Here is an 11008-nt window from a genome sequence, read left to right as displayed (position 1 = left end):
GGCGCCTCAGATGGCGGCGCGGGTCACGCGGCGGACGAGCTTCGTCATGAGGGGCACCCCCTTTCGTGAGTTCGGGCTCCACGTCGCGTGGTGCCTGAGCGATGCACCGTCCCTGGTCGGGCGGGCTTCCTGCCACCGACGCGTACCTCGTGGGCACCACGCGCGGGGCAAGTCTGTGGTGAGGCGCGGCGGACGGGGCCGGCGCCGGGCCCGGACGGGATCGTCCGGAGTGGGTGGGGCGGGGTCGCCGCAGTCGGTCGGGCGGGGCTCAGACGGCGGTCGCCGGATGCAGCTCGCCCTCGGCGGCCGCGGGCCGGACGACGTCGGCGACGACGGCGGTGCGCCGGGCCGCCCATACGGCCCCGGCCACCTCGTCGAGCAGGGCGACCGTCGTCGGGTCGGTGAACCCCCGGGCCGTGCGCGGCAGGGCCTCGGCGTCACCGAGCGCGAGGGGCCGGTGGTCGATGAGGACGGCCCCCGAGCGCTCCAGGTTCACCCGGAGCCCCGGTTGGGCGTCCGCCGCTCCGCGCGGCCCGGGGGACGCGCTCACCACCGCCGTCGGCAGACCGGTCAGCGCACTGTCCCCCCAGGGTCGGGAGAGCCAGTCCAGGGCGTTCTTCAGGACGCCTGGTGCGCCTCCGTTGTAGGAGGGGGTGCTGATCACCAGGGCGTCCGCCGACGCGAGCAGGCGGCGCGCCTCGGCCACCGGCGCGGGTCCGTCCGCCACGTCGAGGTCCTGGTCGTAGTAGGGCAGCACCCGCGGGTCCAGCACAGGCGTGTGCACCTGTGTGTCCCGCTGGGCCAGCAGCCGGCCGAGGGTCGCGACGGCGGTGGTGTTCACCGAGTCGCGCCGCAGGCTGCCGGACATCAGTACGATCCTGGTCACCCCGGTCTCCCTGTCGTCCGGGCGGTTCCCCTGCCGGGGCCGCCTTCCGATGACTCGACAGTGCCGCACCCGCTTCCCGACCCGGTCCCGATCCGATACCGCCCGTGCCGGTCCGGACGGGAACCGCTGGCAGCGGGCCCGAAGAGCGCCGCGAACGACCCTGGACATCAGTCGCGGACCTCGCGCGGCTTCTCCCACAGCAGGGTGTAGCGCCACAGCAGGCGGCGCCGGAACCGGCTGCCCGGCAGCACCCGGTGGGCGATGTCCCGTGCCTCGCGGAACGTGGTGTCCGGGTCGGCGACCGGCATCTTCGGCGGGGAGTGGCTGCCGCCCCTGAGCCGGCCCGTGGCCTTCACGGCGGGGATCGCGGCGGCCAGGTGCAGCAGGTCGAGTACGGATCCGGGGTCGGCCAGTCCGATGACGGCCAGCCTCCCCCCGGGGGCCAGGAGTTGCGCCGACCGGGCCAGGGCGCGCTCGGTGCCGAGGTGGTGGGCGACCGCGACCATGGTGATCAGGTCGTAGTGGCCCTCGGGGAGCTCCGTCCCACTGGCTTCGTAGAAGTCCGCCTCCAGGAAGCGGGCGTTGCCCACGTTCTCGCTGCGGTCGCGTGCCGACTCGACCATCTCCGCGGAGAGATCGATCCCCGTGACCCGATCGGACCGCGCGGCGAGCAGACGCGCGAGCTCTCCGTCACCGCATCCCACGTCCAGTGCCTCGCGGCAGTTTCCGGGGACGAAGCCCAGAATTGTGGGGTAGTAATGAATGTTCGGATTCCAGTGGCTGGTAATCATTCAGCAAAGTTAGGGAGGGCGAAGTGCGAGGTCAACCCTTTCCCGAGCGGGATGAATCAGGGATCAATTCGGGAATGATTCGGGAGCGTAATTCCCTATACTCACCCCGGGGGAATTGAATTCGGCGGGCGCATCGCGCGCCGTCCGGGGTGGCACGCCGCCCCCTCCGGGCGAACCTGCCAACAGGCCTGCGGTCATAATGAGTTCATGTCAGACGCGCCAGGAGAGCAGCCGGAGACCAACGCCGTGCGGGTCGACGAGTCCGGCGTGCTGGAGTACTTCGACGGCGAGCGCTGGGCGCCGTACCTGGACCTGCCCGACGGCGACCCGGGTCCGCTCGGCGTCGTCTTCCGCGGAGAGGACCCGGTGAGCCCTCCCGCGGCGGCGAACCCGCCCGGGGCAGGAGTACTGGAGGCGCTGCCCTCACCCCTGGACTCGGTCGCCGACAGCCGGGAGGCCGCGCGCTGGACGCTCGCGGCGAGTGGTGCCGTGGGAGCCCTGCTGCTCGGCGGCGGTCCGCTCCTGGCCGTCGGGAAGATCGACGACTGGGTGCACGCGGCCTGGGCCGGGGGCGGTCTGATCGTGGCGCTGCTCGGGGTCGCCTGGGCGGTGTGGCAGACCAGTGAGGTCCTCGTCCCGCCGATGACCACACCCGACGTCCTCACCTCACCGGCCCTGCGCGGGCTGCGCGAGCAGTTCGACGCCGCACCCGGCTACTACTTCGGCGCACTGGCGACGGACGTCGAGGACCTCCTGCGCCACCGTCACATCGCCTCGGAGATCAGCCGGCGACTGGCCACCGCCGGCCCCGCGGAACGGGCCGCGCTGGAGCGCGGACTGGCCGCGGCCCGGCGCAACACCGCCCGCACCGACCCCTATCTGCGGTGGCTGCTGGCGACCGCGCACGCCTGGCTCGTACGGGAGAGGCTCCGCGCGGCGCGGCGGCACACCTTCGCCTCCGCCCTGCTCGTGATCACGGGCGCCGTGGTGTTCCTCGCCGCGACGGCCCGGTGACCGCCGCCAGCGGCCCGGCGGCGCCTCCGCTGGACGTGCGGCCGCCCCGGGCGGCTGCGCCCGGGCCGCGCCGGAGCCGTCCAGGCCGCCCGCCCTTCTCCCGGCACCTTCCGGTTTCCCGGAGGGCGCCCGGGCCAGGGTGCCGAACGCGACGCGCACACCTGTCAGATCCTCACGGCAGGCCCGGAGGGAGGCCCGCCTGATCCGATACGCGCCAATGTCGTCCCCGCGCCCGGCGGAAGCGGCCGGCGGTGCCCGGCCCGCCCGGCGCCCCCGCGCCGCGCGGATCACCTGGCACGATGCACACACCGCCCGCCCTCCACATCTCCGTCACGCGCCCTTCACGTCATGAACACTTCCGGCCGGGCGGCGCAGGGGGCCGTTCCGCGGGGCAGACGCCGCCGCCGGCCGCTGCCTAGCCTCCCGGCCATGCGATCACCCGTGATGAGACGTCTCGGCCTCGGTGCCGTCCTCGCCCTCTTCCTCGCCGTGTTCGGCCTGGCGCCCGGAGCGAGCGCGGCCGACCCGGCGCCGGCCGAGTTGACCTTCGCCACCGACAGCGCCACCACCACACCCGGCGGCACCGTCAACCTGTCGATGACCCTGACGAACAACAACACCTACGACGTCTGGTTCGTGTACCAGACGATCGAGCCGACGTGGCTGACCACGCAGCGCCCCGACCTCAAGTACGCCTTCTCCGGGTGCAGTCTGACCACCTCGAGTGGCAGCACCCCCTGTTCCGGCACCGGCCCGGCCGACCTCGGCGCCAACTACGGCGCGACCGTCCCGCCCGGGCAGAGCCGTACGGTGACCCTGAAGCTGGACGTCGCCGCGGACTCCGGCTGCAACGGCAACATCGGCTTCTACTCCTACTTCTACGCCGAGTTCAGCGATTCGACGAACGTCAGCGGCGGGCCGGTCTACACGCCCGTCACGCGCGTGCTCTGCGCCTGAGGCCGAGCCGGGGCCCGAAGGCCGTGACCTGAAAGATGCCGTACCCAGGTATCCGGTCCGGTCTGGACCACTGGCATGACGACCGGCGGGCCCCGCGGGCCCGCCGGTACGCCGTACAGGGCTCGGACCAGCACGCGGGGCCCGCACGGCCACCGCGGCCGGCTTGCGCCGATGACCGGCCAGGACCCCCTTCGCTTCGGGAAGCACCCGGTTGGACACCTGCGCTTTTTCGTCATGTTGCGCAACATGACCGCGAAATCTCCACAGAGACCTCACTATGTGACGCGAACGGATGCGTGACGAACCGGCTTCTGAGGGGGACGCCGGCGGCACGCAAGGGGGTGCGTCCGCTCCACGGGAGCCGTGCTCATCCCTGCCCGGGGAGGGGACTTCACCGCATGAAGCGGACCTTACGCACCACCGTGGTCACGGTGGGCGCGCTCATCGCCGCTCTGGGCCTGCCGGCCGGCGCGGCACACGCCGACACCACGCCCCGCGTCGACCTGCGGGTGCTGGTGGTGAGCGACGGCGGCCCGTCCACCGACGCGATAGCCGCCGAACTGGCCGCGGCCGGCACGCCGTACACCCGGATCGACCTCACGCAGTCCGGCCGGACCGTGATCGACGCCGACTTCCTCGCGGACAGCGTCGACGGCCGGCCACGCGCCAGGTTCCAGGCGGTCGTGCTGCCCAACGACAACCCGTTCCCGGCCGGTTCGGCCGAGATGGCGGCCCTCGCGGCGTACGAGCGGACGTACGACGTCCCCCAGGTCGACGCCTACACCTACGCGCGTCCCGAAGCCGGCCTGCAGTACCCGGTCAACGGCGGCTATTCCGGCAGCATCGACGGCGAGCGGGCGGAGGTGACCGCCGCGGGCAAGGCGGGCCCCTTCGGTTACCTCGACGGGGCGGTGCCCTTCGAGGACAACGACCCGGCCGTCGGCGAGAGTTACGCCTACCTGTCGAAGCCCGTCACGGGCGCCGACTTCACCCCGTACGTCGAGGCGGCGATCCCCGGCCGGCCGGCCAAGGGCACGCTGGTGGGCGAGTACCGGCACGACGGGCGGCGCGAGCTGGTCGTCACCTTCGTCTACAACCAGTACCAGCAGCAGTTCCGCCTCCTGGCCCGCGGCATCGTGGAGTGGATGACCGGCGGGGTGCACCTGGGTGCCTCACGGAACTACTTCTCCGTCCACGTGGACGACGTCTTCGCCGCCGACGACCGGTGGAACAGCACGCTCAACTGCACCCCCGGCGACGTCGACTGCACCGACCCGAACGCCACACCCGACCCGATCCGGATGACGCCCGCCGACGTCGACCACGCCGTCGACTGGCAGCGCGGCCAGGACTTCACGCTCGACTTCGCCTACAACGGCGCCGGGAGCGTCGACCACCGCCAGGACAACAACGGCGCCGACCCGCTCGCCGACCGGCTGATCGCGCGGCGGGGCGAGTTCCGCTGGATCAACCACACCTACTCGCATCCCTTCCTGGGCTGCGTGCAGGACACCACCGTGGTGCCGTGGACGTGCGCGACCAACCCCGACGGCAGCACCAAGTGGATGAGCCGCGACGACATCTCCGACGAGATCGCCCTCAACCGCGTCTGGGGCCGGAGCGCCGGACTGCCGCTGCTGGACGACGAGTTGGTGACCGGTGAGCACTCGGGCATGAAGGTGCTGCCGCAGCAGCCCGAGGACAACCCCAACCTGGCCCTCGCCCTGGACGACAACGACATCGCCTGGCTCGGCTCGGACAACTCCCGCGAGCCCGCCCAGCGCCGCGTCGGCCCGGCCACCACCGTCCCCCGCTACCCGATGAACGTGTTCTACAACGCCGGGCGGGCCGCCGAGCAGGTCGACGAGTACAACTGGATCTACACCAGCCGCGCCCAGGGCGGCAGCGGCATCTGCGAGGACAACCCGCAGACCACCACCTGCCTGCCCGCCCCCCTGGACACGGCCACCGGCTACACCGGCCACATCGTGCCGCTGGAGACGCGGATCGCCCTCGGGCACGTCCTGTCCAACGACCCCAAGCCGCACTTCATCCACCAGTCGAACCTGGCCGAGGACCGCATCGCCTACCCCGTGCTCGACGGCGTCCTGGACGGCTACGAGGCGCTGTTCGCCGAGGACACCCCGCTCGTGAACCCGCGCATGCGGGACATCGGCGCCGAACTGCAGCGCCGCGCCGCCTGGCAGGCCGCGCTCCGGGACGGGAAGGTCACCGCCCACCGCATCGGCGGCACCGTGACCGTCGACGCGCCGGACGGACTGGCGGTCACCGCGACCCTGCCCACCGGCACCACCCTGGGCGGCACCGCGTTCGGCACGGCGTACGCGGGGGCCGCCTCCGGCTGGACACCCGCGACGGGCGCACCGCTCGCTCTCACGCTGCCGGCGTCCGTCCCCGCTCCGGCGGCCGCCCCCACCGCCGAGCCCGCTCCGGCCACCCGCCCCGCGCCGCGGACCCGGGTCCCCGCGGGCGTCACCGATCCGGTGGGCCACACCGCAGACGGCTGAACGGCGCGCACGCGCCCCATCCGACCGGACGTCCCGGCCGCCCCGTGGCGGCCGGGACCGGCCCGAACCACCCCACACCTCAGCCGTGGAGCACAACGATGCCCGTTCCCCACGGCGTGCGGCGCACCGCAGCGACGCGCGTCACCCTGCTCACCGAAGGCACCTACCCGCACAGCCACGGCGGCGTCAGCGTCTGGTGCGACCAGCTCGTGAAGGGCATGCCCGATCTCGCCTTCGACGTCATCGCCGTGACCGGCACCGGGCGTGAGCCGGTCGTCTGGGACCTGCCCGCACACGTCACGAGCGTGCTGTCCGTCCCCATGTGGGGCGACCCGCCCGAGGGCCGCCCGCCCCGGGGCCGAACCCGCAACCGGCTCGCCGCCGCCTACGAGCGGTTCCTGGCCGCACTGCTCGACCCGCGTGCCGAGGACGGGTTCGCGCCCGCCCTGTACGCGCTGGCACGGGCCGCGTCGGACGGGACGCTGAGCCCGTTCCTGCGCGGGGACCGGGCGATCGCGATCCTGACCGCACTGTGGAACCGCCCCGGGCTCGCCGTCCGCGAGGCGCGGCCGACCCTGCACGACGCGCTGACCGCGACCGCCCTGCTGGAGCACGCCCTGCGCCCGCTGGCCGCCCCGGCGCCCGACAGCGGGGTCGCGCACGCGGTCAGCGGCGGGGTCGCCGTCCTGCCGGGCCTGGCCGCCCTGCAGGACCACGGCGTGCCCCTGCTGCTCACCGAGCACGGGGTCTATCTGCGCGAGCGCTACCTCGGCTACCGCACCGCGCCCTACCGCTGGCCCGTGAAGGCGGTGATCCTGGGGTTCTTCCGGCTGCTCGCGCAGGAGAGCTACCGCCGGGCCGCCCTGATCACGCCGGGCAACCGCTACAACCGGCTGTGGGAGGAGGAGGGCGGCGCCGACCCGGAGTCGATCCGCACGGTCTACAACGGCGTCGATCCCGCCGCGTTCCCGGCGGCCGGGCCCGAGCCGGACGCGCCCACCCTGAGCTGGGCGGGCCGCGTCGACCCCATCAAGGACCTCGAAACCCTCATCCGCGCCTTCGCCCTGGTCCGCGCCCGGTTCCCGCAGGCGCGACTGCGCCTGTTCGGCGGGACACCGCGCGGCGGGGAGGCCTACCGGGAACGCTGCGAGGCCCTGGCCGCCGAGCTCGGGCACGCCGACGCCGTGACCTTCGAGGGGCGCGTCGACGACATCAAGGACGCCTACGCCGCCGGCAACGTCGTGATGCTCTCCAGCATCAGCGAGGGCTTCCCCTTCACCCTGATCGAGGCCATGTCGTGCGGCCGGGCGACCGTCTCCACCGACGTGGGCGGCGTCCGCGAGGCCGTCGGCGACACCGGGCTCGTGGTGCCTCCGCGCGATCCGCAGGCGATGGCCGCGGCCGCCCTGGAGCTGCTGGCCGACCCCGGGCGGCGCAGGGCCATGGGCGAAGCCGCCCGGCTGCGGGTCATCGAGCAGTTCACCCTCCGGCAGACCATCGACACGTTCCGCTCCGTCTATCTCGAACTCGCCCACCCGTCCGAGGAGTCGACCGTGATGCCCACGAGGGTGACGTCGGCCGTGCCGGCCGTCGACGGCGCCGGAAGCCTCGCCCTGTGAGCGGGCCGATATCCCTCGAACCGGGGGGCTCCGAACAGGACACGCTGGCCATCCGGCTGGCCGCTGCCCGCCCGCCGCGCCGCCGGCCGCGCTGGGCCCTGGACGACACTACGCTCGCGATCAGGCTGCCCAGGCGCGGCCCCGACGAGGCGGCGGTCAGTGAACTCGCCGCCGAACTCGCCGACCGCATCGGTCCCGCCGTCCACCCCTACGAGGTGGCCGCGCTGCTGGAGGCGGACGGACTGTCCGCCTCCGTGATCAACGAGCGGTACGGGCACCCGAACCTGTTCTCCCTGGCCTCCGCGCTGTACGCACACGTGCCGCGCACCTTCCCCGAGCCGGCCCCGGCGGCGGACCCCTGGCGTCCCGACACCGTGCGCTGTCTGCTGCGGGGCGTGCTCTTCGCCCTGCCGGGGCTCGCCTACCTGCTGACCGCACCCCTGTGGGACGCCGGCGGGTACGCCCCGGCCCTGATCGTGGCCGGACTCGTCTCCTGGGCCTGGGGACAGGCACTCGGCCACCGCGCCCACCTGCGTCTGACGGCCGGGCGCCGGGAGGCCGGCCGGACCCTCCTGGTCGGCGCGCCCATCGGGGCGGTGGTCGCGACGGCGGCCGCCGCACCGCTCGCGGGCGGCGGACCGGTGACACTGGCGGCGGCCGCGCAGTCCGCGTATCTGGCGGCCGCCGGTGTCCTGCTGGTGCTGGGCAGGGAGCGGCTGCTGCTGGCCGCGCTCAGTCCGCTGCTCGCGGGTGCCGCCGTGCTGCCGTGGTGGGAGCCGGGCCCGGTGCCGAGGGCCGGGCTGCCGTTGCTGGCGCTGCTGGCCACGCTCGCCGTCACCGGCCGGGTCCTGCACGGTGCCCTCGCCGTCCCCGCCGCCACCGGCGCCACCCGGCCGCGTCTGCTGTGGTCCCTGCCCTACGGCCTGTTCGGACTGGCCGCGGGGGTGCTGGTGCTGCTGGAGGGGCGGCAGGAGCCGTACACCGTGATCGTGCTGACCCTCAGCATGGGACCGGCCGAGTGGCTGCTGTACCGCTACCGCGGGCTGTCGGTCGCCGCGCTGCGCGCCACCGCCACACCCGCCGGTTTCCTGCTGCGTTCCGCCGCCGTCCTCGGCCTGTGCCTGCTCGCCTACCTCGCCCCGCTGCTGCCCGCGGCCCTGCTCACCGGTGCCGACCCGGTCGCCCTGCTGCTGCTTGCCGCCGTCCTGTGGACCGCGCTGCTGCTCCAGGCGTTCGGGGCGGCCTGGCCGTCGGCCGGGATCTGCCTGGCTGCGGCCGGCGGGGCCGGGGCGGTCGTCCTGTTCCGGTCGCCGCCGGGCGCCGCCCTGGCGCTGCCGCTGTGCTGCGGCGCCGCCGCCCTGTGTCTGGCGGCGTGCGCGCTGTGGCTGCTCGGCCGGCCCGCCCCGCACGCCTGAGCCCCGCTCCTCCCCACCCACCGAAGGGATCACCCAGTTGACCTCCGCACCGCTCGCCGCCGTCACCGGAGCCGAGGGCTTCATCGGCTCGCATCTGACCGAGGCCCTGGTCGCCTCGGGGCATCGCGTCCGGGCCATGGCCCAGTACAACTCCTTCTCCTCCTACGGCTGGCTGGAGACGCTGCACCCGGACGTCCTGGACCAGGTGGAGATCGTCCTCGGCGACGTCCGGGACCCCGGCTCCGTGCGCGGCCTCCTCGAAGGCGCCGACACCGCCTACCACCTGGCGGCCCTGATCGCGATCCCCTACTCGTACCAGGCGCCGCACAGCTACGTGGACACCAACGTCACCGGCACCCTCAACGTGCTGGAGGCCGTGCGCGCCCTCGGCACGCCCCGGCTGGTGCACACCTCGACCAGCGAGACGTACGGCACCGCACGGACCGTGCCCATCACCGAGGACCATCCCATCAACACCCAGTCCCCGTACGCCGCTTCGAAGGCCGGCGGGGACCGGCTGGCCGACAGCTACCACGCCAGTTTCGACACCCCGGTCGTCACGCTGCGGCCCTTCAACACCTTCGGGCCGCGCCAGTCGATGCGGGCGGTCATCCCCACCGTCATCGGCCAGGTCGCCGCGGGGGAACGCACCATCACCCTGGGCGACCTGCGGCCCACCCGGGACTTCACGTTCGTCAAGGACACCGCCCAGGCGTTCCTCGCCGTGGGCACCGCACCGGCCGCGAAGGTGGTGGGCCGTACCTTCAACGCCGGTACCGGCGGGGAGATCTCGGTGGGCGACCTGGTCGCGCTCATCGGCAAGGTGATGGACACGCCGCTCGACGTGCGCGCGGACGAGGCACGCATCCGTCCGGCCAACTCCGAGGTCATGCGCCTCGTCGCCGACGCGAGCCGGCTCACCGCGGCGACCGGCTGGCGGCCCGCCCACACCCTGGAGGAGGGCCTCGCCCACACCGTGACGTTCTTCCGCGACCCGGCCAACCTGGCCCGCTACAAGACCGGCATCTACAACATCTGACCCCCGTCCGGCACGTCAGCGCACGTTCACGAAGGAGGAGCCCCATGCACGCAGTGATCCTGGCGGGAGGCAAGGGCGTCCGGCTGCGGCCGTACACCACGGCGCTGCCCAAGCCGCTCGTGCCCATCGGCGACCAGCACGCGATCCTGGAGATCGTGCTGCGCCAGCTCTCCACGGCCGGCTTCACCAGCTGCACCATCGCGATCGGCCACCTCGGCGAGATCATCCGCGCCTACGTCGGCGACGGCTCCCAGTGGGGTCTGTCCGTCGACTACGCCACCGAGGAGAGCCCGCTGGGCACCATGGGCCCGCTGCTCACCCTGCGCGACCGCCTGCCCGAGACGTTCCTGGTGATGAACGGCGACGTCCTGACCGACCTCGACTACGCCGACGTCCTGCACCGGCACCGCGCCTCCGGTGCCCCGCTGACCATCGCCACGTACGCCCGCAAGGTGCACATCGACTTCGGGGTGCTGACCACCGACGCCAGCAGGGTCGTCGCGTTCACCGAGAAGCCGAGCATGGACTACCGCGTGTCCATGGGCGTCTACGGCCTGTCCCGCTCCACCCTGGACGGGTACACGCCCGGACTCCCGCTCGGCTTCGACGAGTTGGTCCTGGACCTGCTGAAGGCCCGCAACCAGCCGCACGCCTACGAGTTCGACGGCTACTGGCTGGACATCGGCCGCCCGGACGACTACGACCAGGCCAACGCCGAGTTCACCACCCGCAAGTCGCTTCTGCTCAAGGGAGCCTGAG

Annotated in this window: 9 protein-coding genes; 7 read left to right on the top strand and 2 right to left on the bottom strand. The window is 73.4% G+C overall.

Going from position 1 to position 11008, the window contains the following annotated elements; translation table 11 throughout:
• Positions 1-268: 268 nt before the first annotated feature.
• Complete coding sequence (locus tag ACPXCS_RS25535) at positions 269-886, bottom strand: NADPH-dependent FMN reductase (RefSeq protein ID WP_425949553.1); 618 nt, start codon at positions 884-886, stop codon at positions 269-271.
• Between the two features lie 167 nt (positions 887-1053).
• Positions 1054-1677 (bottom strand): class I SAM-dependent methyltransferase, encoded by a 624-nt coding sequence (locus ACPXCS_RS25530; protein ID WP_425949551.1) that lies wholly within the window; start codon positions 1675-1677, stop codon positions 1054-1056.
• 207 nt (positions 1678-1884) lie between these two features.
• Here ACPXCS_RS25530 and ACPXCS_RS25525 point away from each other — a divergent pair, with 207 nt between their 5' ends.
• The 7 genes from ACPXCS_RS25525 (at position 1885) to ACPXCS_RS25495 (ending at position 11007) form a co-directional block, all read left to right on the top strand.
• The gene (locus ACPXCS_RS25525) at positions 1885-2691 is read left to right on the top strand and encodes a hypothetical protein (RefSeq protein WP_425949550.1); all 807 of its coding nucleotides are present in this window, start codon (positions 1885-1887) and stop codon (positions 2689-2691) included.
• A 429-nt stretch (positions 2692-3120) separates the two neighbouring features.
• Positions 3121-3648 carry a hypothetical protein gene (locus ACPXCS_RS25520; RefSeq protein ID WP_425949548.1) on the top strand — a complete coding sequence of 176 codons (528 nt, stop codon included), beginning with the start codon at positions 3121-3123 and terminating at the stop codon, positions 3646-3648.
• 398 nt (positions 3649-4046) lie between these two features.
• Positions 4047-6176: a hypothetical protein gene (locus ACPXCS_RS25515; RefSeq protein WP_425949546.1), complete on the top strand. Its 2130-nt coding sequence runs from the start codon at positions 4047-4049 to the stop codon at positions 6174-6176.
• A gap of 98 nt (positions 6177-6274) precedes the next feature.
• The gene (gene pelF / locus ACPXCS_RS25510; RefSeq protein ID WP_425949545.1) at positions 6275-7795 is read left to right on the top strand and encodes a GT4 family glycosyltransferase PelF; all 1521 of its coding nucleotides are present in this window, start codon (positions 6275-6277) and stop codon (positions 7793-7795) included.
• Positions 7792-9210: a hypothetical protein gene (locus ACPXCS_RS25505; protein ID WP_425949544.1), complete on the top strand. Its 1419-nt coding sequence runs from the start codon at positions 7792-7794 to the stop codon at positions 9208-9210. Before pelF ends, ACPXCS_RS25505 begins: the two co-directional genes overlap by 4 nt.
• Positions 9211-9247: 37 nt before the next feature.
• The gene (locus tag ACPXCS_RS25500; RefSeq protein ID WP_425949542.1) at positions 9248-10249 is read left to right on the top strand and encodes a GDP-mannose 4,6-dehydratase; all 1002 of its coding nucleotides are present in this window, start codon (positions 9248-9250) and stop codon (positions 10247-10249) included.
• Between the two features lie 44 nt (positions 10250-10293).
• Positions 10294-11007: a nucleotidyltransferase family protein gene (locus ACPXCS_RS25495; RefSeq protein ID WP_425949540.1), complete on the top strand. Its 714-nt coding sequence runs from the start codon at positions 10294-10296 to the stop codon at positions 11005-11007.
• The last annotated feature ends 1 nt before the right edge of the window (position 11008 follow it).

Source organism: Streptomyces sp. DT190, assembly GCF_049846985.1.
In the GTDB taxonomy this organism is placed as follows: domain Bacteria; phylum Actinomycetota; class Actinomycetes; order Streptomycetales; family Streptomycetaceae; genus Streptomyces.
Note: the sequence above shows the minus strand (reverse complement) of the source record. Positions and strands in the feature narration are given on the sequence as shown.

Bases quoted from the DNA above. Each gene is read 5' to 3' on its own strand.
- ACPXCS_RS25515 (WP_425949546.1), top strand. From the start codon at position 4,047: ATGAAGCGGACCTTACGCACCACCGTGGTCACGGTGGGCGCGCTCATC.
- pelF (WP_425949545.1), top strand. From the start codon at position 6,275: ATGCCCGTTCCCCACGGCGTGCGGCGCACCGCAGCGACGCGCGTCACC.
- ACPXCS_RS25530 (WP_425949551.1), bottom strand. From the start codon at position 1,677: ATGATTACCAGCCACTGGAATCCGAACATTCATTACTACCCCACAATT.
- ACPXCS_RS25495 (WP_425949540.1), top strand. From the start codon at position 10,294: ATGCACGCAGTGATCCTGGCGGGAGGCAAGGGCGTCCGGCTGCGGCCG.
- ACPXCS_RS25520 (WP_425949548.1), top strand. From the start codon at position 3,121: ATGCGATCACCCGTGATGAGACGTCTCGGCCTCGGTGCCGTCCTCGCC.
- ACPXCS_RS25525 (WP_425949550.1), top strand. From the start codon at position 1,885: ATGTCAGACGCGCCAGGAGAGCAGCCGGAGACCAACGCCGTGCGGGTC.